This window comes from Rhodococcus sp. PAMC28707 (assembly GCF_004795915.1).
Classification (GTDB): domain Bacteria; phylum Actinomycetota; class Actinomycetes; order Mycobacteriales; family Mycobacteriaceae; genus Rhodococcoides.
The window spans coordinates 3,975,899-4,001,009 of record NZ_CP039253.1; the positions used below are offsets into that span (position 1 = coordinate 3,975,899).

General features: G+C 61.5%; 23 protein-coding genes and 1 tRNA gene. 11 read left to right on the plus strand and 13 right to left on the minus strand.

Translation table 11 applies throughout. The features are described from left to right. Nucleotides 1-80: 80 nt before the first annotated feature. From E5720_RS18070 to E5720_RS21860, 3 genes are all read right to left on the minus strand, one after another. A complete protein-coding gene (locus tag E5720_RS18070) occupies nt 81-311 on the minus strand; it encodes a hypothetical protein (protein ID WP_136171785.1) in 231 nt (76 codons plus the stop codon). 264 nt (nt 312-575) lie between these two features. After that, a complete protein-coding gene (locus tag E5720_RS21855) occupies nt 576-719 on the minus strand; it encodes a hypothetical protein (RefSeq protein WP_210729902.1) in 144 nt (47 codons plus the stop codon). A gap of 74 nt (nt 720-793) precedes the next feature. After that, nucleotides 794-991, minus strand: a complete 198-nt coding sequence (locus E5720_RS21860; protein ID WP_210729903.1) for a hypothetical protein — start codon at nt 989-991, stop codon at nt 794-796. A gap of 130 nt (nt 992-1,121) precedes the next feature. On the opposite strand from E5720_RS21860, the gene E5720_RS18080 reads away from it, so the two are divergent. Beyond that, complete coding sequence (locus E5720_RS18080; protein WP_136171786.1) at nt 1,122-1,682, plus strand: dihydrofolate reductase family protein; 561 nt, start codon at nt 1,122-1,124, stop codon at nt 1,680-1,682. 135 nt (nt 1,683-1,817) lie between these two features. Further along, nucleotides 1,818-2,846 (plus strand): LLM class flavin-dependent oxidoreductase, encoded by a 1,029-nt coding sequence (locus tag E5720_RS18085; protein ID WP_136171787.1) that lies wholly within the window; start codon nt 1,818-1,820, stop codon nt 2,844-2,846. Between the two features lie 16 nt (nt 2,847-2,862). Here the strand turns inward: E5720_RS18085 and E5720_RS18090 are convergent, their stop codons facing one another. Next, on the minus strand, nt 2,863-3,528 hold the full coding sequence (locus E5720_RS18090) for a phosphoribosyltransferase family protein (protein ID WP_136171788.1): 666 nt from the start codon (nt 3,526-3,528) through the stop codon (nt 2,863-2,865). A gap of 62 nt (nt 3,529-3,590) precedes the next feature. Next, nucleotides 3,591-5,216: an acyl--CoA ligase family protein gene (locus E5720_RS18095; protein WP_136171789.1), complete on the minus strand. Its 1,626-nt coding sequence runs from the start codon at nt 5,214-5,216 to the stop codon at nt 3,591-3,593. Nucleotides 5,217-5,346: 130 nt separating this feature from the next. On the opposite strand from E5720_RS18095, the gene E5720_RS18100 reads away from it, so the two are divergent. From E5720_RS18100 to E5720_RS18130, 7 genes are all read left to right on the plus strand, one after another. After that, complete coding sequence (locus E5720_RS18100) at nt 5,347-6,036, plus strand: LuxR C-terminal-related transcriptional regulator (protein ID WP_247596041.1); 690 nt, start codon at nt 5,347-5,349, stop codon at nt 6,034-6,036. 136 nt (nt 6,037-6,172) lie between these two features. Then, a complete protein-coding gene (locus E5720_RS18105; protein ID WP_136171790.1) occupies nt 6,173-7,057 on the plus strand; it encodes a universal stress protein in 885 nt (294 codons plus the stop codon). Between the two features lie 96 nt (nt 7,058-7,153). Next, nucleotides 7,154-10,312, plus strand: a complete 3,159-nt coding sequence (locus E5720_RS18110) for an HAD-IA family hydrolase (protein WP_136171791.1) — start codon at nt 7,154-7,156, stop codon at nt 10,310-10,312. Between the two features lie 182 nt (nt 10,313-10,494). Further along, on the plus strand, nt 10,495-11,262 hold the full coding sequence (gene modA, locus E5720_RS18115) for a molybdate ABC transporter substrate-binding protein (protein ID WP_136172796.1): 768 nt from the start codon (nt 10,495-10,497) through the stop codon (nt 11,260-11,262). A gap of 148 nt (nt 11,263-11,410) precedes the next feature. Further along, nucleotides 11,411-12,058 (plus strand): TetR/AcrR family transcriptional regulator, encoded by a 648-nt coding sequence (locus E5720_RS18120; RefSeq protein ID WP_136171792.1) that lies wholly within the window; start codon nt 11,411-11,413, stop codon nt 12,056-12,058. A 96-nt stretch (nt 12,059-12,154) separates the two neighbouring features. Beyond that, nucleotides 12,155-13,600, plus strand: coding sequence for an NAD(P)/FAD-dependent oxidoreductase (locus E5720_RS18125; RefSeq protein ID WP_136171793.1), 1,446 nt, complete (start codon nt 12,155-12,157; stop codon nt 13,598-13,600). A 193-nt stretch (nt 13,601-13,793) separates the two neighbouring features. After that, on the plus strand, nt 13,794-14,990 hold the full coding sequence (locus E5720_RS18130) for an Ig-like domain-containing protein (RefSeq protein ID WP_136171794.1): 1,197 nt from the start codon (nt 13,794-13,796) through the stop codon (nt 14,988-14,990). A 44-nt stretch (nt 14,991-15,034) separates the two neighbouring features. On the opposite strand, the gene E5720_RS18135 is transcribed toward E5720_RS18130, so the two are convergent. From E5720_RS18135 to orn, 3 genes are all read right to left on the minus strand, one after another. Beyond that, on the minus strand, nt 15,035-15,778 hold the full coding sequence (locus E5720_RS18135; protein ID WP_136171795.1) for a M23 family metallopeptidase: 744 nt from the start codon (nt 15,776-15,778) through the stop codon (nt 15,035-15,037). Nucleotides 15,779-16,093: 315 nt separating this feature from the next. After that, nucleotides 16,094-16,169 (minus strand) — tRNA-His (locus E5720_RS18140). A gap of 86 nt (nt 16,170-16,255) precedes the next feature. Beyond that, complete coding sequence (gene orn, locus E5720_RS18145; protein ID WP_084344818.1) at nt 16,256-16,858, minus strand: oligoribonuclease; 603 nt, start codon at nt 16,856-16,858, stop codon at nt 16,256-16,258. An 87-nt stretch (nt 16,859-16,945) separates the two neighbouring features. Between orn and E5720_RS18150 the strand changes: the two genes are divergently transcribed. Continuing rightward, the gene (locus E5720_RS18150; protein WP_136171796.1) at nt 16,946-18,694 is read left to right on the plus strand and encodes a helicase HerA-like domain-containing protein; all 1,749 of its coding nucleotides are present in this window, start codon (nt 16,946-16,948) and stop codon (nt 18,692-18,694) included. 29 nt (nt 18,695-18,723) lie between these two features. On the opposite strand, the gene cmrA is transcribed toward E5720_RS18150, so the two are convergent. The 3 genes from cmrA to E5720_RS18165 are packed head-to-tail and all read right to left on the minus strand — an operon-like array spanning nt 18,724 to nt 22,124. Beyond that, entirely contained in the window at nt 18,724-19,527 is an 804-nt protein-coding gene (gene cmrA / locus E5720_RS18155; protein ID WP_136171797.1) for a mycolate reductase, read from the minus strand. Nucleotides 19,528-19,563: 36 nt separating this feature from the next. Then, nucleotides 19,564-21,600, minus strand: a complete 2,037-nt coding sequence (locus tag E5720_RS18160; RefSeq protein ID WP_136171798.1) for an NADPH-dependent 2,4-dienoyl-CoA reductase — start codon at nt 21,598-21,600, stop codon at nt 19,564-19,566. Further along, nucleotides 21,597-22,124 (minus strand): PadR family transcriptional regulator, encoded by a 528-nt coding sequence (locus tag E5720_RS18165; protein ID WP_136171799.1) that lies wholly within the window; start codon nt 22,122-22,124, stop codon nt 21,597-21,599. The genes E5720_RS18160 and E5720_RS18165 overlap by 4 nt, the downstream gene beginning before the upstream one ends. A gap of 132 nt (nt 22,125-22,256) precedes the next feature. On the opposite strand from E5720_RS18165, the gene E5720_RS18170 reads away from it, so the two are divergent. Beyond that, nucleotides 22,257-23,579 (plus strand): MFS transporter, encoded by a 1,323-nt coding sequence (locus tag E5720_RS18170; RefSeq protein WP_136171800.1) that lies wholly within the window; start codon nt 22,257-22,259, stop codon nt 23,577-23,579. On the opposite strand, the gene E5720_RS18175 is transcribed toward E5720_RS18170, so the two are convergent. Next, the gene (locus E5720_RS18175) at nt 23,576-24,400 is read right to left on the minus strand and encodes an alpha/beta hydrolase (protein ID WP_136171801.1); all 825 of its coding nucleotides are present in this window, start codon (nt 24,398-24,400) and stop codon (nt 23,576-23,578) included. The two genes, E5720_RS18170 and E5720_RS18175, sit on opposite strands and share 4 nt — an antisense overlap. Beyond that, the gene (locus E5720_RS18180) at nt 24,397-25,038 is read right to left on the minus strand and encodes a TetR family transcriptional regulator (RefSeq protein WP_136171802.1); all 642 of its coding nucleotides are present in this window, start codon (nt 25,036-25,038) and stop codon (nt 24,397-24,399) included. The genes E5720_RS18175 and E5720_RS18180 overlap by 4 nt, the downstream gene beginning before the upstream one ends. Nucleotides 25,039-25,111 lie beyond the last annotated feature (73 nt).

The window sequence follows — 25,111 nt, forward strand, 5'->3', positions numbered from 1 at the left end:
AGCGGGAAGGTCGGTCTGCTGATCACCGAGCGGATGGAAAGCTCGAAGCCCGCAAGTAGCTCGAGCCTCTCCGTCGCCAGTTAGGAGATGACGGGAAGCGGCGAAGCCCCAGTGCCGCACGCCGTGTTTCCGATGGCGGCGGATCCGCACTGAGCGAATGCAGCCAAGATGGTTGACCAGGACGGAAGCGCCCCATAGAATGGCCCGCCCATCTCGGCACTGCCGGTGCCTATCGGTGCTGCGATGGCTGCGGCGGGAGAGCCGAGCGCAATCGCTCCGGCGATGAGGAAAACTGCGGCGAATCTTTTCATGTGAATAACCGATCGATTGGCGGATCACGCGATCCGATGTGCAGGCTATCTCACCTTTCTCGCAGTTGCTGGATGACGCACGAGAAGCCCGCTACACGCAGGCTATGCCCGTGATGATCACACCGAGTCTGCCGAAGTTCCCAATGAGCCAATCGATTTCGCTCTCTGCCGGCAGCGGAACGAACTTGGCTGGGCCTAGGTCAATGGTTGCCAAAGAGGGCGTCTGATCGAGAACGTGCAGCAGGCAAGGATGCTGGTGCCGCTCTACTCGAATGTCCGGGGCGCCAACACCACCAGCCACCCGTCCGGGTCCTCGAACAACACGGCACCGTGGTCCGTCCAGTACGGGTTGGCTGCCTCAACCGGGGTCCGACCGTGATCGTTGAATCGCTTGGATGGGGCCGCCAAGGCTTCCGGACCTTTGAGGTAGAGGACCAGCTGATTCTCGGGTCCCGGTCAGGAATGCGTGGCGATTCGCCGAACTACAGTAACTCCATGTGAACGGGGGCGCCCGGCAAACCGAATGCGACCCCGTCGTATCCGCTGTGATTTCGCCACTGCGCCAGAACCCGTAGTCCGACACTGTCGCGGTAGAAAACGAGTACCTCTTCGTAGTTTGCGGTGGGACGCGCAAATCGAACTGCGCCGACATCGAGACGAGCGGGCCAGGACGGAGGCATGTGCGCACTATTCCACGGGTCGTTGCCGAGCACAGGGGCAACGATTTTCAGGCTGTGATCAAGAGTCGGTTGAGAAATGGCCGAGTATGAATAGCGATGAGTTTTGCCCGCCGGCGCAGTCTTCACCTGCATGGGAAAACTCAGTTATGGATTCACCGTATCGGTGGACGGGTACATCGCCGACGCCCAAGGCAGCATCGACTGGTCCGAACCGAGCGAAGAACTGCACCAGTACTGGAACGACCTCGAGCGGGAGACTGCCTTGTCGTTCTATGGGCGGCGGCTCTACGAACTGATGTCCGCGTTCTGGCCGACCGCCGACAAGTCCCCGGACGCCAACCCGACGATCGTGGACTTCGCGCACATCTGGTGCAACATGCCCAAGGTCGTGTTCTCCCGCACCCTGGAATCCGTCGACTGGAACTCCCGCCTCGAACGCGGTGACCCGGTCGAGGTGGTGAGGAAGCTGAAAGCCGAAACCGAAGGCAGGTTGGCGGTGGCAGGGGCGACTTTGGCCGCACCTATCGTGCAGGCGGGACTGGTGGACGAATACCGGATCGTGATTTCGCCGATCGCAGTCGGCGGCGGCATACCGTTCTTTCCGTCCCTGCCGTCATGGATCTCGCTGCGACTGGTCGAGAACCGCACCTTCTCCGGCGGCGCGGTCTTGCTGCGCTACGAGGCGAAGTAGCCGAAGACTCCGCCGTCATCGGGGTGAACCGTGCGACAACCGATCTGGCCTGCGACCCGGAACCCTTTCATCCGGAGTGGTTGAATCGACTCCAATGCGGGTGGATCCGTCCGCCCTGAATCGAGAGGTCGCATCATGCATGTTGGCGTAGACAGCTTCGTCTCCTCCGTGACAGACCCGACGGACGGCCGGGTGATCGGGCCGGCCGAGCGGATGGGGCACCTGCTCGAGGAAATCGCCCTTGCTGACCAGGTAGGGCTGTACTCGTTCGGGATCGGCGAGCATCACCGCAGCGAATACTACGACTCGGCACCGTCGATCATTCTGGCCGCCGCGGCCGCTCGAACGGAACGGATTCGCCTCGGCAGTGCGGTCAAGGTGCTCAGCGCAGACGATCCGGTGCGCGTGTTCCAGGAGTTCGCCACCCTGGATCTGATCTCGAAGGGCCGGATCGACCTGGTCGTAGGACGCGGGTCGTTCACCGAGTCGTTTCCGCTGTTCGGCCTCGATTTCGCCGACTACGACTCTCTCTTCACCGAGAAGCTGGAACTGTTGCTGCAGATCCGCGACAACGTCGAGGTCACGTGGTCCGGTCGGCATCGCCCACCACTGGTCCAGCAGAGCATTTACCCGCGGCCGGTGCAGGATCCTTTGCCGATCTGGGTCGGCGTCGGTGGAACCCCGGAGTCTTTCGCCCGCGCGGGCATGCTGGGGCTGCCACTGATGATTGCGATCATCGGTGGTGAGCCGCGCCAGTTCGCCCCACTCGTAGACCTGTACCGGCGCGCAGGAGCCCAGGCCGGTCACGCCCCAGAGAAGCTGCAGGTAGGGCTGCACGTATTCGGCTTCGTCGCCGAGACCACGAAAGTGGCAGCAGACACCATCTACCCCGGCTGGAATGAAATGTTCACCAAAATCTCCCGAGAGCGCGGTTTCGCCCGGCCGACCCGCCAGCAGTTCGACGCCACATCCGGGCCCGACGGTGCCTTCTTCATGGGAGACCCGCAGACGGTGGCCGAGAAGATCCTGCGGGTAGGGGAACAGTTGGGCGGCGTCGACCGGTTGTCGCTGCAGATGACGAACCCGCGGCTCGCCCATGGTGACTTGCTCCGCGGGATCGAGTTACTCGGCACCGAGGTCGCCCCTCTGGTGGCGAAAGCCTGACTTTCCGGGCCACACATCACTGATCGCGCTGATGTCGGGCGGACGCGTCGGCGAGTGTGGCGCGCACTTCCTCGTCGGTGGTCTGCTCGAATTGTGTGTACGACGCTCCCACCCCGAAGAACCGGCGAGGTGTGGAGACGCACACGAACCGGTCGACGAGGTGTTGGAGCGCACCGCGAGTCGAAGCCGGAGCTACGGGTACGGCCGCAATGACGCGGGTGGGGCCGTAGCGATGCACAACCTCGAGCGCCACTCGCAGAGTTGCTCCGGTAGCGACACCATCGTCGACGACGATCACCGACCTCCCGTCGATCCGAGCAGGCGGTGCGTTTCCGCGGTAGAGCTGTTCGCGACGCTTCAGCTCGCGAGTTTCGTCGGCGATCACCTGTTGCAGCTCAAGCGAATTCACCTTCTCGGCGCGGATCACGTCTTCGTTGATTACCATCGCTCCACCGCCGGCGATGGCTCCCATCGCCAGCTCGGGGTGCCTGGGTACGCCGAGCTTGCGGACGACGAGAACGTCCAGCTGCGCGTGCAATGGCGTAGCGACTTCGGCGGCGACCGGAACTCCGCCACGCGGCAAGGCGAGCACCAGCACGTCCTCGGAGAACTCTTCGGGGTCGAGGAGGACCGACAACGCCTGCCCGGCGTCGGCTCGGTCGCGGAACGTTCTCGTCCCCATGCGGGACGGTTACCCGCGGTATCGAGGCACAAACGCCTCGAACCGGCGGTTCTTCCCGGCGCTCAGGCGGTCGACTTCCTCAGCTCGAATTTCAGTATCTTGCCCGTCGGCGTGCGGGGGAGGTCCAGTGGAAAGACGATCTCGTCGGGGACCTTGAACTTTGCGAGTCGGCCGCGGGTGTACTCGATCAATTCTTCGGCGCTGACGTCGGCGTCCTTCTTCTTGATCACGAATGCTTTGGGGCGTTCTCCCCACTTCGGGTGCGGGACGCCGATTACGGCGGCTTCCAGAACCGCTGGGTGGGACATGAGGGCTTGTTCGATTTCCACGGTCGAAATGTTCTCGCCGCCCGATATGACGATGTCCTTGGCACGATCTTTGACCTGTATGTAGCCGTCCGGGTGCATTACCCCGAGGTCGCCGCTGTGGAACCAGCCGCCGGAGAAGGCTTCCGCTGTGGCTTTCGGATCCCGGTAATAGCCGAGCATGACGTTGTTGCCGCGAAGGACGATTTCACCCATCGTCTGTCCGTCGGCTGCGACGTCGTTCATTTCGGGGTCGACGACGCGTGCGTCCTCGGCTTGAATCATCCCGACGCCCTGTCTGGACATCAGCTCGGCGCGCTCGTCGGAGTTCAGCTCGCGCCAGTCGTCTTGAACTTCGCAGATCGTGTACGGCCCGTATACCTCGGTCAGCCCGTACACGTGGACGACGGTGATTCCGAGTCCTTCGAGCTTGGCGATGATGCTCGGTGCGGGTGGCGCTCCGGCGGTGGTGATGTGCAGGGCGTCCACGTGATGTGCTTGGGGTGCTTCGGCGATGGTCGAACAGACAACCGGCGCGCCGCACAGGTGCGTGACGCCGATATTGTCGATTGCATCCCATACTGCATCGGCGCGAACCGCGCGCAGACAGACGTGGGTCGCGGCGGCCTGAGTGACGGCCCAGGGTGTGCACCAGCCGTTGCAGTGGAACATCGGGAGGGTCCACAGATACTTGGTCGAGCCGGTGAAACCGTTGTGGAACGTTTCGCCGAGCGAATTGAGGTAGGCGCCACGATGGGTGTACATCACGCCCTTGGGCTTGCCGGTGGTTCCGGAGGTGTAATTGATTGCTATGACCTGCTGTTCGTCCTCTACGCCCCAGACCAACGGGGGTGCATCGACGAGGTTGCCGGCCTCGGCGAGAAGGTCTGAATACTGGCCGGTGACAACGCCTTCTGGAACGGTGGGGGGATCGATCGTAGAGTCGGGGATCTCGATTATTTCCTGTAGCGACGGCACTGCCGCGCGGGCACCGGAGGCGGATTCGACGAGCTCAGAATCGACGAACAAGATCTTGGTGCCGGAGTGGTCGAGGATGTAGTCGAGTTCGCTGCCGGTCAGGCGCGAGTTGAGAGCGACGAGGACGCCCCCTGCCAAGGGAACGGCGAAGTGCGCAAACAGCATTTCCGGGGTGTTGGGACTGAGGTATGCGATGCGGTCGTCGGGCTCGATGCGGCTCGACAGGACGCGGGCGAGACGGTCGACCTCGTCACCGAATTGCTTGTAGGTATAGCGGCGGTCGCCGTGAATCACAGCCACCCGATTCGGGAATACTCTCGCCGAACGCGCCAAGAAACGCAACGGGCTGAGCGGTGTGTTGTTGGCGGAAGACAGTTCGGCGGACGACAGTGTCGAATCGAGCATCGGATGAGACCTTTCGAAAAGCGATAGTCTTGCTGACGCGCACTACACGTTACCGTTGACGCTATCGACAGCAGGGAGAACACCGCTACCCCCAAGAGTGGGTACGCGGAGCACCATTCTCCACAACCTCGTGATCGACGTTCGGTGCGGCGTCGGTTGCCGCGCGATGGCCGAGCAACGGCCGATCGGTGTCCAAGGCTATGCCAACTCCCTGTCGATCACTCACGAATACGACTATCAGGTCGGAGCGGAGGGGATCGAGACCCTGCTGGCAGTGTCGGTGGTCGTGCGCGGACGAATACGCGGAGCGCTGTACGGCGGGTTGCGAGTGAATCAACCCCTCAGTGACCGTCTGACGGACTTCGTCGTCGAGCGTGCGCAGGGCCTGGCACGGGAAATCGACATTCGTGACGAGGTCGATCGCAGGCTTGCCATGTTGGCGTCCTCGGGAAGGATAGAGGCCCCGATAGCGCGGGACGACCGCCGGATGGATGCCATCATCGAGAGCTATCTTGCGTTGCGATCCATCGCCGACCGCATCGAAGACACCGACCTCGAGGCAGAGGTCACGGCCGTCGAGCACATCCTGCGTCGCATCTTGCCGACGGACCGACGGACCTCGACGGTGAAATTGTCGAAACGCGAAATCGAGGTTCTCGAGTACGCGTCGCTCGGTTGCCGCAACGCCGAGATAGCCGCGCGACTGTCGTTGAGCGTCGACACCGTCAAAACGTACATGCGAAACCTGATGGGCAAGTTGGACGTAGCCACCAGAGCGGAGGCCGTGGTCGAGGCGCGCCGGCACGGTCTGCTCGGCTAGAGCGCAATGAATCACGTTGTCGCGCCCAACATCTACATCAGAGGACTTTGTGCTCTCGTGTGCGTAACTCAGCCGTGCAATCGTGGTGATCATCGGCGGTGAGTCGCCGCACCCTTATCTCTGTCGGGAGGCTGACATGGTCTTGGCGAATCATCAGGAAATCGTTGTCGGAGTAGATGGTTCACCCACCAGTACGGCTGCGGCTTTATGGGCTGCAGCCATGGCGGACCGTCTGGATTCTCCACTGCACATCGCGTGCGCGGTGCAGGAACCGACGTTCTACATGGCCGAGTCCGTCATGGTGATCCCCGAGGAAGTGTGGGAGCAGCAGCGTCGTACTGCCGAGGGGATCGTCGACGAGGCAGCGAAAGCCATCCTCGAACGGCATCCGTACCTCAGTGTGGCCACCCATGTCGACGCTGTGCCATCCGCTGAAATGCTGGTCGATCTGTCGGCTTCGGCACGGCTGATGGTGGTCGGTAGCTCCGGGACAGGCCTTGTGCTGTCGACTTTGCTCGGTAGCACCGCAAAGGTTGTGGCCGACACCGCAGCGTGCCCTGTCGTCGTGTGGCGCGAAGGCGCACAGGACCCGAATTCCCCGATAGTGGTCGGAATCGACGGCAGCGCTACTAGCGCCGCTGCGATAGCGATGGCCTTCGAAATAGCCTCGCGGCTGGAGGTACCACTCATTGCTGCGCATGTGTGGAGTGCCGCATCGCAGGCGGGAGGCGTCACATTGCCGCTCCTCATCGACTGGGCGGCCATCGAAAAGGAGGAGTCGGTCCTCCTCGCCGAAAGCCTGGCGGGATGGGTCGGGAAGTACCCAGACGTAGTAGTCGAACGTGTTCTCCGACAGAGCAACCCCGCGCACACTCTCGTCGACCTGTCCGAACACGCCCAACTCGTCGTGGTGGGAAGCAGAGGACGAGGTCCGGTGAGAAGCGCCCTACTGGGGTCTACCAGCAGTAACCTCACACACCACGCGCGCTGCCCAGTCATGATCTGTCGCGTGCGCTCGTGAGACCTCGTGGTGGATCTCCGTCGGTAAATCGTGCGGAAAGAGCAGGCGCCCCATAGGGTTCCGCGTGGCGGTCGTCGATTCGGGCATCGAGTCGCCGTGAGAATCCAGGGACGCCGGATCGATGCTGTCCTGTTCGATCTGGACGGCGTCGTCACCGACACGGCTGTGATTCACGAGCAGGCCTGGAAAACCGCGTTCGATGCGTTACTCGAAGCTGCCGGACAAGGGGATCGGCCGTTCACACACGAGGACTACCGGGTCTACATCGATGGGCGGGAGCGACTCGATGCGGTGCGCGGATTCGCGCATGCACGTGGACTGACTCTTCCCGAGACTTCGCACGGCGACACGGCATTGGGGAGCGTGCGGCAATGGGCCGATCGCAAAAATGAGGACTATCTCCGCACGCTGACTTCTGAAGGTGTTCGCACGATTCCAGGAACGTTGGATGTGCTTCACCAACTGCGACTCGCGGGGATTCCGACAGCAGTGGTGTCAGCCAGCAGGAACGCGGGGGAGGTGATGGCCCTTGCCGGCGTCGGGGGACTGTTCGATGTGCGAGTCGACGGCACCGATGCACTGCGTCGAAGCCTGGCAGGTAAGCCAGCCCCGGATATGTTCCTCGAGGCCGCCCGCAGGCTCGGAATCGCACCCAAGTTTTCTGCTGTCGTGGAGGATGCGGTGGCTGGTATCCAAGGTGCGCGGGCCGGAAAGTTCGGATTGGTCATCGGGCTTCAACGAGCATCTGCGGAAGCCGAGTTGGATGCCGATGTGGTAGTCGGCGATCTCACTGAACTCGATATCGACATCGGTCCGGACAGCCCCGCTGAATACAACGGTGCTTGTGAGTTGTGCTCGACCGACGCGGAATCGACGTGGGTACTGCATTACCGAGGCGCGGTAGCCGCGGATGAGGGAATTCGCGAGAGTCTCTGCACCCTTGGAAATGGGTATTTCGCAACCCGGGGTGCCCTGCCCGAGGCGAGCGCCGACGGCGTTCACTACCCGGGGACGTATCTCGCCGGGTGCTACAACAGGCTTACTTCGACCATCAGCGGTATCGACTACGAGGACGAGTCCATCGCAAACTGGCCGAATTGGCTGGGCACCACGTTCAATATCGACTGCGGTGAATGGCTCACTACCGACAATCACCTTCTGCGACACCATCACGTCGCCCTGGATATGGGCGAAGCGGTTCTTCGCCGCGAAAGCCTTCTCGAAGATTCGCAGGGGCGGCGCACCTGGCTTCGGCAGATACGGTTCGTATCCATGGCATCGCCGCACGTGGCAGCGCTCGATACCAGACTCGAGCCCGAGAATTACACGGGAACGATCACTGTGCGCGCGACTCTGGACGGCGATGTCACCAATGGCAACGTGGCCGAGTTTCGTGCTTTGAACAACTCTCATCTGACCGAATGTGAAACAGGTTCTGCGGCGAAGAATCAGGTGTGGCTCCGGGCGCATACTCGGCAATCGCGGATCGCACTCGCACTCGCTGCCCGAATGGATTCGGCCACCCCAGTACGGAACACCACCAGCACGCCGACGGGCATCTTCCGTGAAACCTCGGCCGAGGTCACGCAGGACGTCGGCGTGCAAGTATCGACGATCGTCGCATTGTATTGCTCTCGCGATCGGGCTATCGCCGATCCGTTGAGTGCTGCCCTCTCTCGCCTCACCGAAGCAAGATCTTTCCTCGTACTCCTCGACGAGCACCGACGGCAATGGAAACGGTTGTGGCATCGATACGATCTCGAGGTCGAATGCTCCGACAACGAGATCGTCCGAGCGGTCCGACTTCAGCTCTTTCATGTCGTCCAGTGCTTGTCTCCGCACACCGTGGATCTCGACGTCGGAATCCCCGCACGTGGCCTTCATGGGGAGGCTTATCGAGGGCACATTTTCTGGGACGAATTGTTCGTGCTTCCGTTACTGAATCTGCGCATTCCAGAGTTGTCGAGATCTCTGTTGATCTATCGCTATCGACGCCTGTCCGCGGCGAAACGGCGGGCTCGAGAAATCGGTTGTAGCGGTGCCTTGTTCCCGTGGCAGAGCGGCAGTGACGGCCGCGAGGAAACGCCGCAGGTGCTGTTCAATCCACGATCAGGACGGTGGATGCCCGATCACTCCAGTCGGCAATTCCATGTCGGGTTGTCGGTTGCCTACAACGTGTGGCACTACTGGGAAGTGACAGCAGACTTCGGCTTTCTAGCCTCTTACGGGGCCGAGATGCTGGTCGAAAATGCACGATTTTGGGTCAGTCTCGCGGTGTGGGATGCCGCCGACGATCGGTTCGATATTCGCGGCGTCATGGGACCCGATGAATTCCACGACGGATACCCCAGTCATCCCGGTGCGGGAATCGACAACTCGACCTACGTGAACGTGATGGCGTCGTGGAGCATCCGGCGAGCGTTGGACGCTTATACGATCGTCGGCCGTGACGACGGTGTGGGCCTGTGGGCTGGGCTCGATGTCAGCTCGTCGGAACTGGGCGCATGGCACAACCTGGCATGCAAGCTGCGCGTGGAGTTTCTCGACAACGGATTACTCGCACAATTTCATGGGTACGGAGAACTGCGCGAACTCGACCTCGATGACTACCGCCAGAGGTACGGAAATATCGGCCGACTCGATCTGATTCTCGAAGCCGAAAATGACTCCTGCGCACACTACAAGGTGTCCAAACAGGCCGATGTTCTGATGCTGCTGTACTTGTTCACCGCGGAGGAACTCACCGAATTGCTGGCGGGGATGGGGTACGACTTCGAGCCGAGCACGATTCCGGCAACCGTCGATTATTACCTCGCTCGAACGACGCACGGCTCGACTCTGAGCAGAGTCGCGCACTCCTGGGTGCTCGCGCGAGGTAACCGTCGAGACTCCTGGGACATGCTGCGTGAATCGTGCACGGCCGATCTTGCCGACAGTCAACAGGGAACCACGCGGGAGGGAATTCACCTGGGAGCAATGGCGGGAAGTGTGGACATCTTGCAGCGCTGCTATACCGGAATCGAAGTGAGAGGCGACACATTGAGACTTCATCCGCAGTTGCCGACCGAGCTTCGATCACTCGAACTAGACCTCCGATACCGCGACCACTGGGTTCATATCAGATGCAACGGTGCAGCGACCACTGTTACGACGAGCCCGTCCAGTGCCCCGGCGATCCGGATCGATATCGACGGACAGGAATTTGTGATGAACGGCGGTGAATCGGTTTCTGCTGCTGCCTACCTCGCCTCATGAAAAAAGCTATGACGTGAAGTGTGAAGATTCTATGCCCGCGGGACAACCTCAATCTTCTATCCGTGGATACTGCTCTATGGTTGGCCTCGGTCCGCTTCTGCGGATGTGAGGGGCCACCGAATCGGTCTATCGAGGGAGCGAAAGTGAAGAACATCTACGGGCGGCTCGGGGCAGTCCTCGCCATGTCTGCATTACTGGTTACAGGCTGTTCGAGTGGTGAGGACGGAAGTGATTCCTCGGCGCCGGAGTCCGTTTCCGCTGCTCCAAGTGAGGTCAGCGGGAACATCACCGTATTCGCAGCAGCGTCGCTGAAGGCGACCTTCACTCAGCTCGGCACCATGTTCGAAGCAGCCCATCCCGGGACCGACGTCGCGTTCAACTTTGCCGGTTCTTCGGATCTGGTCACTCAGTTGACGCAGGGTGCCCCGGGAGATGTTTTCGCTTCCGCAGACACCGCAAACATGACCAAGGCACTCGACGCGAACTTGATCTCCGGCGAGCCCGAAAACTTCGCTACGAACACGCTGATCATCGTCACCCCTCCAGGGAATCCGAAGGGCATCGCTTCCTTCGCCGACCTCGCCGATACGGACAACAAGGTCGTCGTCTGTGCACCGCAGGTGCCGTGCGGCGCCGCTACCGCGAAGGTGGAGACGGCGACCGGAGTCGATGTCGCCCCGGTGAGCGAAGAGTCGTCCGTCACCGACGTCCTCGGCAAGGTCACCTCCGGTCAGGCCGACGCAGGTCTGGTCTACGTGACGGACGCGTCGGGCGCGGGCGAGAAGGTCACCGCGGTCGCCTTCGAGGAGTCAGCCGGTGCAGTCAATACGTACCCGATTGCGGTGCTGTCGGATTCGCAGAACAGCGCGGCGGCAAAGGCGTTCGAAGCACTGGTCGTGAGCGACGAGGGGCAGAAGATTTTAGGGGACGCTGGATTCGCCGCGCCCTGACGAAAGTGAGATCGCAAGCAATCGAGACTACAGTCGCGCGAGTGGCCTTCCCCGGTTAAGGCACGTGCTTGAATATTGAGTGATGGGATAGTTCACTCGACTGTATGTCCGGTTCGAAAAGCGAAGGTAGCGGAGGGGCGACCCCGAGATGACGAGTAGCGGCGTGCGTTCAGCGCGTACTGCGGGGACGCGCGAGTCGATCTTGCTGATGGCGGAACGACTGTATGCCGAGCATGGACTTCATTCGGTGTCCAACCGGCAGGTGAGCGAGGCTGCAGGGCAAGGCAACAACGCGGCGGTCGGGTACCACTTCGGTACGAAGGCGGACCTCGTACGCGCGATCGTCGAACGTCATTCGGTCGTGATCGAGGAGAATCGGGCCACGCTCGTGCTTCGAAACGGGGATTCGGAGAGGCTTCGCGACTGGGTCTCGTGCCTCATCGCGCCGTACACCGATCACTTGGCGACGTTGGGACAACCCAGCTGGTATGCGCGATGTGCAGTCCAGATCATTACCGATCCAACGCTGCGGCCGGTGATGTACGAAAAGGCAGGGGTGTCGTCTTCGCTGAGTAAGACCCTCCTCGGCCTCCATGGATGCCTACCGGATCTACCGGCAGAGGTACGTCGAGCACGTAGCGACATGGCCCGAAATATGATGATGCACATCTGCGCCGAGAAAGAACTCGAATTTGCACAGCATCCCGAGCGTCCACCGAACTGGGCCGACTGCGGAACCGATCTTATCGACGCCACGGTAGGCATCTGGCAGGCCCCGGTATCGCCGCGACGCTGACAGAATGAAAAGCGACACGTCGAAATTCCCGGATCCGGGGGAGCCCGAACCACACGATGGAGTTCTTGCCATGACTGATCTCGCGAACATTTCCTGATGACCACGACAGTCGACGTCCTCATCATCGGGGCGGGCCTTTCCGGAATCGGTGCCGCGCATCATCTTCGGTCCACCCTGCCGCGAAAGAGCTACGCCATCCTCGAGAGCCGTGGCGCGATCGGCGGAACGTGGGATCTGTTCAGGTATCCGGGTATTCGATCCGACTCCGACATGTACACCCTTGGCTACAATTTTCGCCCCTGGGTGGGCGACAAATCCATCGCCGACGGCGCGTCCATCCGCGAGTACATCGAGGACACTGCGCGTGAAGCCGGGATCGACCGACATATTCGGTTTCATCACACAGTGGTGTCGGCCGAATGGTCCACTGCGACCTCCACATGGACGGTCGAGGCAAAGGTGGGTGAATCAGGCGAGGTTGCAGTGTTCAATGCCTCGTTCTTGATGTGTTGCAGCGGTTACTACGACTATGCACAGGGGTTCACGCCGGATTTCGACGGCCTCGACGACTTCGGCGGAACCGTAGTACATCCGCAGTTGTGGCCAGAGGATTTGGACTACGCCGGCAAGAAGATCGTCGTGATCGGCAGCGGTGCCACCGCGATCACGTTGGCGCCGACCCTCGCCCGTGACGCCGAACACGTGACGCTCCTCCAGCGCTCACCCAGCTACATCATGTCGTTGCCGTCCAAGGATCCGATTGCACTGGCGTTGCGCAAGTACTTGCCGTCACGGGTGGCCTACGGGGTCACTCGAATGAAGAATGCCGTCACCTCGATCGGGATGTACGTGCTGTGTCAGCGCTACCCGAACTTCATGAAGGGACGGATTCGCAAACTTCAGGAGGGCTGGTTACCCGACGGCTACGATCTCGCCACCCACTTCACACCGAAATACGATCCTTGGGATCAACGGCTCTGCCTCGTTCCCGACAGCGATCTGTTCACGGCTATCGGAGAGGGAAAGGTAGACGTCGTCACCGACCACATCGAGCACTTCACCGAGAAAGGGATCGCGCTGACGTCGGGGGAGAATCTCGACGCCGACATCGTCATCACTGCGACGGGTCTCAATCTCGTCGCCCTCGGCAATGTCGCTCTGCGGGTCGACGGCAAGAAGATCGACATCACCGAGTCGATGGCCTACAAGGGCATGATGCTCACTGATGTGCCCAACTTCGCCTTCGTCATCGGGTACACCAACGCCTCGTGGACTCTCAAGGCCGATCTGGTGTGCGACTACATCGCGCGGCTTCTCGCATACATGGACAGCAAGGGCTACCGGGAAGTCCGCCTCGAACGCGATGTGACCGTCGGGGAGGAACCGTTTCTGGATTTCGCTGCCGGCTACGTTCTGCGTTCGGTCGACACCTTTCCCAAGCAAGGTTCGGTTGCACCGTGGCGCCTGCGGATGAACTATTTCAGAGACCTTCCCTCGCTGCGCTACGGCAAACTCGTCGACGACAACATGCGAATGCGCTGACTGGTGATTCCTCACCGATCTCACCGATGCGATCGGTGAGGTAACACGAAGCCGACACAACGCGATTGGTTATTCGAACGTTACTCGAGGTGCGGCATTTCGAGTGGATAGCCGGGCTGTGACCTGGCAGCATTCAATCGTGTCTTTCGGGCCGAGTACGTGCCTTGAATCGGTGTGTGGAAGTGGAGCGTTGATGAGGTTCTCTCGAGGAATTGGGACCGCCGCGGTCGCGATGTTGACTGCAACTATCGTCCTGTCGGGATGCACGACCTCGACCACGGGTTCGACGGCCGCAATCGCTCCGATCGACTCCAACCCCATCGCCGAACTCATGAAGCCCAAGGTGAGTTCGAGCGTGGCCGATGGGGCAGTCGGATTCTCTCCCGCAGATCCGGTGACCGTCTCTGTCGCCGACGGCAAGCTCGCGGACGTCACGGTGACAAATTCGGAAGGCGTGCCGATCGAAGGCATCCTCTCTCCCGATGGCCTGACATGGTCCAATATCGAGCAGCTCGAGTACAGCAGCCGGTATCGCGTGCAAGCAGATGCGTACGGAATCGGTGGTGCGACCCGTACGGTCAACAACTTCACGACCAATCAGCCCGGCAACTTCACCAAGGCCTATGTATTGCCGAACGAGGGTGCGGTCGTCGGTATCGGTCAGCCCGTCGCGGTGCAGTTCGATGAGCCGATTGCCGACAAACTCGCAGCACAGAACGCCATTCAGGTCACGACGACGCCTCCCGTCGAAGGCGCGTTCTACTGGGTCAACAGCAAAGAGGTGCGGTGGCGTCCGCAGAACTACTGGGCGTCCGGCACTCGCATCGATGTCGCCGTCAACGTCTACGGCCGTGATCTCGGTGACGGCATCTACGGCCAGGAGAACTCGTCGACGTCGTTCACGATCGGTGACGCCGTCGTCGCGACCGCAGACGACAACACCAAGCAGGTTACTTTCTCGGTCAACGGACAGAACGTCATGACGATGCCCACCTCGATGGGGAAGGACAGCACCCCCACCGAAAACGGCGTTTACATCATCGGCGACCGATTCGATCACCTGGTCATGGACTCATCGACCTACGGCGTACCGGTGAATTCGTCCACCGGCTACCGCACACCCGTCGACTGGGCGACTCGTATGTCCTACAGCGGTATCTTCTTCCACTCTGCGCCCTGGTCGGTGGGCCAACAGGGGAGCTCCAACACCAGTCACGGTTGTCTCAACCTGAGTCCCGCGAACGCGAAGTGGGTCTACGACAACACCAAGCGTGGCGACATCGTCGTCGTGCAGAACACCGTCGGCGGCACACTGTCCGGTACCGACGGCCTCGGCGACTGGAACATCCCCTGGGGTGACTGGAAGGCCGGCAACGCCAACTCCATGTGAGGGGTCAGGGACGCCTTGAACAAGGCGTCACCCACCTCATGGACTCAGCGTGCATCCTGGCTTTGGTACCGCGCTGGATCTACTCCCAGCGTCTTCAGATAGGCAACCGGTTCGACACTCGAGCCGTTGTTTCTGACCTCGTAATGAAGATGGGGTCCGGTCGAGTTGCCGGTGCTGCCGACCTCACCGATCTGATCGCCGGGCGCAACAGTGTCACCGACGTCGACGTTCATCACGGATTGATGCCCGTAATAGGTCACCGTGTTTCCACTCTTGACCCGGACGAGATTGCCGTAACCATCTCCCGCGTCACCTGCTTGTTCGACGGTTCCGCCGTTCACAGCGTAGATCGGGGTGCCAGACGGGGCGGCGAAGTCCACACCCTGGTGGAATTGGCCACCGTTTCCGGTCGGGTTGTTCCTACTGCCGTAGTTCGAAGAGAGTTCGTAGCTGCGCGCGGGCAATGGCAGCATCGCTCCGCCCAAGCCGACCGACGGGGGAGCGACCTCCACTTCGGGAGCGGACGGCGTGCTCGGGTCGGGTGCAGGCCCGAAGTCGGAATCGAGAATTACTGCAGCGACCTCGTTGATCAGCACGCCGGTGGCGTCGAGTACGGCTGAGAGAATTGCTGCTCGCTGCTGAGCGTCGGGTTGGGGGATGGGGAGTAGAGGCAAGTCGATGGTCGGCTGCGCCGCCGCTACGGCCGGATCGATCAGACCCGCGGAACCGATGCACAACGCCGCCGACAACACCGAACCCGCTATCGCTCTGTGAACTTTTCGACCCACTGCAACTGCCTCCTAGTCTCTGCCCGGCTGGAATTCCCTGATGGGCTTCGAGCGACGGGTGGCGCGTTTCGGGGGCGCGTCGAATCAACGGTGCAAGTCACAGCTTTCACGTCGGTACTTTTCTTCCCCAAAAGTGCCATTTGCCACCGTACGTCACATGAACCCCATGCGACACTCGAAAGTTGAATTACAACAACGTAATTCGCTACCCGTTCGATGCACTTCCGTCGCGACTTCGTGATGTCCGTCGAGCAAACGGGTGCAGAACGCACAAAAAAGCCGGCCTCCGTGTGGAGACCGGCTTTCTTGCTTCTATGGGGTGAGTGACGGGACTCGAACCCGCGACACCCAGGATCACAACCTGGTGCTCTACCAGCTGAACTACACCCACCATAGCTACCGGACCGAACCCTCACGGGTTCTGTTTCAGCAGCGATGACAATACTAGCGGTTCGAATCGTTGGTTGCCAATCGGTATCAGGACTGCGTGTCGAGTCCCTCTACAACTGCAGCAATGTCGCTGGTAGAGGGCCCAGGAGGCGCCACGAACACGGTCTGGCGGTAGTACTTCAGTTCCTTTATGGACTCTTCGATGTCTGCCAACGCACGGTGGGCCAGACCTTTCGTCGGCTGACCGAAATAGATGCGTGGGTACCACCGACGGGCGAGTTCCTTTATGGAACTGACATCGATCATTCGGTAATGGAGGTAGGTATCGAGGTCACCCATATCGCGTGCGATGAAGCCGCGATCGGTGCCGATCGAATTTCCGGCCAGGGGAACTGTCCCGGCAACGGGGACGTGCTCGCGGATATATGCGAGCACCTGACGCTGCGCCTCCTCCAGCGTGACCGAAGATGCACGCACCTCCTCGGTCAATCCGGATTTGGCGTGCATCTTCTTCACCACGTCCGGCATCCCGGCCAGCGCGTCGTCGTCGGCATGAATGACGATGTCGACACCGTCGCCCAATACGTTCAACTCGCTGTCGGTGACGAGCGCCGCAATTTCGATGAGCTTGTCCTTCGACAAGTCCAGCCCGGTCATTTCACAATCGATCCACACAAGTTTGTCCTGCACCAGACACACCCTAGTGCGGAGGTCGTCACCGCTAAGGTTTGCGGTGGTGATCAACCGCGAGATGAGCTGTGTCAAGGAGGACGGAAGATGACGGTCGATCCGAATTCGGCGGGCGGTGGGGTGCCCTCGACGCCCGCGGAGAAGGCGAAGGCAGCCAAAGCCGTCGCACTCGAAGCAGCCCGAATTGCTCGAGAGGCTGCCGCAGCAGCGGACGCCGCCGAGAAGGAAGCGATCGACGCGGAGGCAGCCGCAGGCGCGACCGGGACATCCCCGACGGTGAGCGTGACCTCCTCGATCGCAGCGGGGTACGCATCGAACGGCGCAGTGCTCGAGTTGGGATCGGTGATGCTCGACGGCGTCAGCGACCCGTCGGCTCGCATCGCAATCCCTCTGGCGACACTCAATCGTCATGGTTTGGTGGCCGGCGCTACGGGCACCGGGAAGACGAAGACCCTTCAGGGCATCGCCGAACAGCTCTCCGCCGCGGGAGTTCCAGTGGTGATGGCGGACGTGAAAGGTGATCTCTCCGGGTTGTCGGTACCGGGTGCAGACAACGAGAAGATACGCAGCCGCTCCGTCGACTGCGGAGAATCAGGCTGGGTGCCCACGGGATACCCCGTGGAGTTCCTCTCTCTCGGAACCGGCGGTATCGGTGTCCCGGTCCGTGCAACGATCACCGCTTTCGGGCCGATCTTGCTCAGTAAAGTGCTGGAGCTGAACAAGACTCAGGAGTCCACCCTGGGCCTCATTTTTCACTGGGCCGACAAGCAAGGTTTGGCGCTGCTCGATCTCAAGGATCTGCGATCGGTCATCACACACCTGACCTCGGACGAAGGCAAGGCCGACCTCAAGGGCATCGGTGGAGTATCGGCGCCGACTGCCGGAGTCATCCTTCGCGAGCTCGTCAATCTCGAGGCCGACGGCGGCGACACCTTCTTCGGCGAACCCGAACTCGAGACCGAGGACCTGCTGCGGGTCGACGGCGACGGCGACGGCAAAGGCATTGTGACACTGTTCGAATTGGGTGCTCAGGCGTCGCGACCGGTCATGTTCTCCACATTTTTGATGTGGGTTCTCGCCGACCTGTTCCAGACGTTGCCCGAAGTGGGGGACATCGACAAGCCCAAACTGGTCTTCATCTTCGACGAGGCGCACCTACTGTTCGCCGATGCGTCCAAGGCATTTCGCGAACAGGTCGAACAAACCGTCAAGCTCATCAGATCCAAGGGTGTCGGCGTGATCTTCTGCACCCAACTACCGACGGACATTCCCAACGAGGTCCTCTCTCAGCTCGGCGCACGAATTCAGCATGCGTTGCGCGCGTTCACACCAGACGATCAGAAGGCTTTGAACAAGACTGTCCGGACCTATCCCACCACCGATGTCTACGATCTCGAGAAGGCCCTCACTTCACTCGGTACCGGCGAAGCGATTGTGACTGTGCTTTCCGAGAAAGGTGCCCCGACGCCGGTGGCGTGGACAAAGATTCGTCCACCGCGCTCACTGATGGACACCATCGGCGACGACGCGATCTCGGCCTCGGCCTCCGCCAGCACGCTGTCCTCGAAATACGGTGCGACGATCGACCGCGACTCCGCCTACGAGCGACTGCAAGCGCGGGTGTCCGATGCCCCGAACACGGACCCGGTCCTGGACATACCGCCGCTCCCGGTGGACCTACCGGACTTGCCGCGAGCGGAATCGCAAGGGCCGTCGGCCGCTGAGCGCATCATGGACAATCCGGCAGTGAAGAGCTTCCTGCGATCGGCGGCGTCCGCGGCAGGTCGCGAGATATCGCGGAGCATCTTCGGTACCGGGCGGCGGCGAAAGCGCTGACGTCCGGCATCGTTGTCGGAGGCGGCCTTCTACCCGCCGAGCTTCTTGTAGAAGCCTCCGATGATCGGAGCGGAAATTGCACGTGGGCTGTATTGGCCTGCAACGGACATGGCCTTGCTGAGGACTCCCGGCACAACGCGCATTTTGTTCGTGGCGAGCGAATCGAGCGACAACTTCGCGGTGTAGGTGCTGTCGATCCACAGGAAATCCGGAACGAGCTTGTCGACGATGGAGGCCTCGGCGGGATCGGGTGTTTCGGTGCGGACGGGCCCGGGGGCCAGGAGCGTGACGTGCACTCCGCTGTCTTTGAGTTCGAGGCGCAGGGATTCGGAGAATGTGTTGACGAAGGCCTTCGAGGCCGCATAGGTGGCGTTGTTCGGTATTGCCATGTTGCCCGCGGCCGAACCGGTCATGAGAATCCCGCCGCTGCCGCGCGCGATCATCCCGGGCAGGACGGCGAGCGTAAGATCATGCACCGCAACGGTGTTGAGTTCGACCTGATCGCGCTCGTACTGGGGGTCCAGCTGCGCGAGGGGACCGAATGTCGCTATTCCTGCGTTGTTGCACAGGATGCTGATCGGCCGTTCGGACAGCTCGGTCGACAGTGCAGCACGAGCAACACGATCCGCGAGATCGACGACGCGAACCTCGACCGTGACGCCGTGATCGGCGCGAAGCTTCGTCGCGAGCGCTTCGAGCAACTCACCCCGACGAGCGACGACGACAAGCGAGTGCCCTCGCCTCGCCAACTCGGTGGCAAGGGCCTCTCCGATTCCGGAGGAGGCGCCGGTGACGACGGCACGGGCATCAGGGGAAGGACTGGGCAGGCTCACGGTGAGACAGGCTAGCGCAGCGACGTCCTCGCCCCGTCAGATACTCATCGCAAGCCGGGTGGCCTGCTCGATCGCGCGTTTGGCGTCGAGTTCGGTGGCGAGGTCCGCGCCCCCGATGACGTGGGTCGTCGTAGCCGATGCGGCCAATTCGTCGACGAGGTCGCGGACGGACTCCTGGCCTGCGCAGACGACGATGGTGTCCACCGCGAGAGTTCGAGGCCGTTCGTGCTTCTCGCCGAAGGAAATATGTAGACCGTCGTCGTCGATACGTTCGTAGTTCACGCCCGACAATTCGTGCACGCCCTTGGCCTTCAACGCTGCGCGGTGAACCCAGCCGGTTGTCTTGCCCAGTCCGGCCCCGATCTTTCCGCTCTTACGTTGCAGCAGATACACCTCGCGAGGGGACGCGGCCGGAATCGGGGTTGTCAGCGCACCGGGCGCGGCCTCGGGTTCGGTCACGCCCCACTCCTGCTTCCACTCCTTCACATCGAGCGTCGGCGAAACGTCGGTGGTGAGGAACTCCGATATGTCGACGCCGATACCGCCTGCACCGATCACGGCCACCCTCTTACCGACGTGCATGCCCTCTTCGACAACCTCGGCGTAGGACAGGACCGACGGATGGTCGATACCCGGGATGGACGGGATTCGCGGGACTACGCCGGTGGCTACGACGACCTCGTCGTATTCGCCGGCGAGGAGCTCGGCTGCAGTGACCTTACGGCCGAGGTGTATCGCAACGTTCTGCTCGCGGAGCGAGTTGGTGAAATACCGAATGGTCTCGGCGAACTCTTCTTTGCCGGGGATGAGCGCGGCGATGCCGAACTGCCCGCCGAGTTGCGGGCGTGACTCGAAGAGACTGACTTCGTGGCCACGTCGCGCAGATTCGAGAGCCGCGGACAACCCTGCGGGCCCGGCGCCGACGACGGCGATTTTCTTCGTCTTTCGTGCGGGGAGCAACTGCAATTCGATCTCGCGCCCGGCTCGGGGATTGACCAGGCACGAGACGGTCTTGCGGGCGAACGCGTGGTCGAGGCACGCTTGGTTGCACGCGATGCACGTGTTGATGCTGTCGGGAGCGTCGGCTTCGGCCTTGCGCACCCAGAACGGGTCGGCGAGCATCGGCCTGGCCATCGAGATCAGCTCGGCGTCCCCGCGCGCAAGAATCGCTTCGGCTGTCTCCGGCATGTTGATGCGATTGGATGCGGCCACCGGGATCCCGAGGTGTTTGTCGAGTTTTCCTGTGATGTCCACGAACGCGGCGCGCGGTACCGAGGTGACAATGGTCGGCACCCGCGATTCGTGCCATCCGATATCGGTATTGATCATGTCGACTCCGACCCGCTCCAGCTCCTGCGCGAGTGCGACGATCTCGTCCCAGCTCTGCCCGCGCTCGACCAGATCGGCCATCGACAGGCGGAACACGACCATGAAGTCAGCACCCACTGCGGCGCGTATCTTCTTTGCTATCTCCACCGCTATCCGTCGGCGATTCTCCGGGCTGCCACCCCATTCGTCGCGGCGACGATTGGTTCGCTCGGAGAGGAACTGATTGATGAAATAGCCTTCGCCGCCCATGATTTCGACACCGTCGTACCCCGCAGACTGTGCCAGTCTCGCGCAGCGTACGTAGTTGCGGATCTGCCATCGAACCCCACGAGAGGTCAGTCTTCTCGGTCGAAATGGGTTGATGGGAGCCTTGATCGACGACGCCGATACGGAGAAGGGCTGGTAAGAATAGCGGCCGGCGTGCAGGATCTGCAGGGCGATCTTCCCACCCTCACCATGCACTGCGTCGGTGATGCGTCGGTGCCGTCGGGCCTCGATCCGGTTGGTGAGTTTCGCCCCGAACGGCAACAACCAGCCGGTTCGGTTCGGTGCATATCCACCGGTGATGATCAGTGCGACGCCACCTCTGGCGCGCTCGGCGAAATACTCGGCGAGCCGGGCGGTGTCGCGGCCGCGGTCCTCGAGTCCGGTATGCATCGATCCCATGATGACGCGATTCCTCAGCGTCGTCGTGCCGACCTTCAATGGAGACAACAGGATTGGGTATCGTCCGGTTGTGTTCATAGCTTCTCCAATATTTCTTCGCACCATTCGGCAAAGCCCTCCTCGACTCGAATTCCACCGCGGAGCACCAGATATTGGTGCAGGGCCGCTCCGACAAGACTTGCAGGAGCCGGGAAATCACGTTTTTCGATCAATCGATACAACTGCAGGCGCTCGACGTGCACGTCGCGATGGCGTCGAACTTCCACCTTCAGTGCGCCGATGTCACCGAGGGCGGCGCCGCGGATCTTCACTGCCAGCTCGTCTCGGAGAACTGCGGGATCGGTCGGCTCGGCGATCCACCTGTCGAGTTCCGCCTTACCTTCGGCACTGACGGAATAGACCTTCTTGTCCGGTCGTCCGTCCTGGGCCACCGCGGTGCCGACCACCCAACCCGCGCCGTCCATTCGCGTCAGTACTCGGTAGATCTGCTGATGGGTGGCACTCCAGAAGAAGCCGATCGATTTGTCGAATCGGCGCGCGAGTTCGTACCCCGACCCCGACAGTTCGGTGAGCGATACCAGGAGTGCGTGTTCGAGTGCCACGCAGCAAAGTATGTATGCAACGAAGTGCTTATGCAACTAGGTGCATAGCCGAGCGTTATCGTTCGGAAGTCGTACGCGGACTCGATACCCGAGTGGGACGCCCGACGCGGCACCCTCGCCTAGGCTTCCGCTATGAGTGCACAGGCGAATGCGGCCGTCGTCGGCGTCGCGACGACCCGAAAGCAGGTATTCGCCTGGGGGATATGGGATTGGGGATCGGCCGCGTTCAATGCCGTGATTCTGACCTTCGTGTTCTCGGTCTATCTCACCGACGCGGTCGGCGATGACTTGCCGGGTTCCATTTCGGCGACCTCGTGGTTCAGTTGGTCGATCGGCCTGGCTGGGGTCTTCATTGCGGTCCTGGCCCCGATCTCCGGGCAGCGGTTCGACGCCCGAGGACGAAGAAAGCGGTCCCTCGGAATTCTGACCGGTCTGACCGTCCTCAGTATGGTGGGCCTGTTCTTCGTGAAGGACGACTACCACTATCTGTGGCTCGGTTTGGTACTGCTGGCTTTCGGTTCGATTCTCTTCGAACTGGCCAGCGTTCCTTACAATTCGATGCTTCGCCAGGTCTCGACGCCGCAGAACATCGGCCGGGTCTCCGGATTCGGTTGGTCCATGGGTTATTTCGGCGGCATCGTGCTGCTGCTGATCTGCTACTTCGGTTTCATCACCGGCGATGGAGACACTCGCGGCCTCCTCGGTCTGACGACCGATGGCGGGCTGAACATCCGTTTCGTTGCCCTTCTTGCAGCCGCATGGTTCGCCGTATCGGCCATTCCGGTTTTCCTGGCGGTGCCGGAACTACCGCCCACCGGTGCCGATCCGGACGCCGCCAAAGCAGGAATTGCCGAGTCTTACAAGGTGCTGTTTCGGGATCTCCGTGAACTGTGGTCCGTGGATCGGCGCAGTGTCTATTTTCTTGCCGCAAGTGCGTTGTTCCGTGACGGTCTGGCCGGGGTCTTCACCTTCGGTGCAGTTCTCGCAGTGAGCGTATACGGCATCGGAACGGCAGACGTGTTGTTGTTCGGCGTCGCGGCCAACGTGGTCGCCGGACTCGGGGCGATCAGTGCCGGACGGTTCGACGACAGGGTGGGCCCGAAAACGGTCATCGTCGTCTCGCTCGCGTCGATGATCTTCGCGGGCGTCGTGCTGCTCTTCGTATCCGGCCCACTGATGTTCTGGGTTTTCGGTCTCGTCCTGTGCCTGTTCGTCGGACCCGCGCAGTCCTCCTCCCGCACATACTTGGCGCGACTGGCCCCGCCAGGGCGTGAAGGACAATTCTTCGGCCTTTACGCGACGACGGGCCGAGCAGTGTCGTTCCTCGCGCCGACCTTGTTCGGACTCTTCGTATGGCTATTCGACTCGGACCGTGCGGGGATCGGTGGTCTGCTCGTTGTTCTCGCGCTCGGCCTCGGTGCGCTACTGGCAGTGAAGGCGCCGGACAGGATCTAACTCGCGGCGATGCGTGTACGGATCTCGTCTGCGAGCCGCTCGGGAGCTTCCTCTGGTATCCAGTGCGAGATGCCGTCCAGTTCGACGAAGGTGTAATCGGCGTCGACGAACTCTGCGCAACGTTCCGCTGCGGCGCGGCCGATCGCAGAATCGTGATTGCTCCACACATATGTGGTGGGGACCTGGACGGATTCGAGACGACCGAAGTCGCTCGTCATCGCGCGATACCAATTGAGGGCTGCAGTCAGAGCGCCGGGTCCGCTGAGATGCTCGACATAGCTGTCGACAGCACAGCTGCTGCCGAACATGGCACGCAATCGAGCGGCGTCGTGCTCCAGGAGTACTTGTTCCGCTTTTCCCTCGATGCGAAGCAATTGCATATAACTCGAGCGAGCCTTCTGATCCTGGTCCTCGCGCAGAGCCCAACCGAACGCGGCTGTGTGCGGTACCGAGACAGCAGTGAGAGAACGTACGCGCTCGGGATGTCGGGCGGCCAGCTGCCAAGCCACGGCCGCACCCCAGTCGTGGCCGACGATGTGAGCCGACTCGAGATCGAACGCGTCGAGCAACCCGAGAACATCGGTCACAAGCTTGTCCGAGGTATATTCCGCGACCCCCGACGGCCTCGCGCCGGGGGAGTACCCGCGCTGGTCGGGGGCGAGTGTGCGCATACCGGCGGTGTGCAGGCGAGGCGCTACCGCTCTCCAAGAGAGCGAGGTCTGCGGAAACCCATGCAGCAGGACGACCGGTGTTCCATCGTCGGGACCTTCGGCCCTCACGTCGAACACGAGGTCTTCGATCGTAATGGTGTCCATGGTCATCGGTTTCCTTCCACTCGGTGTCGCGGATTCCACGATCCCATGCCGAGCACGATCAGCCGGACTTGCTGCTCGGTGCGGCGCACCAGATCTTGTTCCTTCGGGCTGCCGGGGCGGTCGATCTCCAACAGGCCTACGGTCGCGGTCAACATCGTGGAGACGATAAGGTCCGCGGCCATCTCCAAGTCTGCAACATCCCAGGTCGAAAGACCTGGCATGCGGGCGAGATCGACGGTCAGCTCGCCGACGAACATCCGCAGTTCGGTCGCGAATGCTTGTCGTACTGCGGTGACGCCGCCGTATCGTTCGCGCGAGAGAAATCGGAACTGCTCCTCGTGGCTGCGCATCTGCCGAACCAGGATCGCAAACGACTCGGCCGCATTCTTGACGCTCGGATCCTTCCGCGCGTCGCGCAACATCTGTCGCAGCATTCGCATCGAATCCTCTACCAGGGCGACACCCAAATCGTCCATCGATGCGAAGTGGCGATAGAACGCAGTAGGAACGATCCCCGCCGATCGAGCAACCTCGCGCAGACTCACGCTGGCGAAGGAGCGATCTCTCAGCAGTTCGAGAGTGCCGTCCATGAGCGCCCGCCTGGTGCGTTCCTTGCGTTCGGCTCGGGTGCCCGGTTCTGTCACGGGTTCGAGTTTATGGCTGTCCACTGAGCGAGTACTCCCGGTCCTGACCTCGACTATCCAGATGTCTGTGACG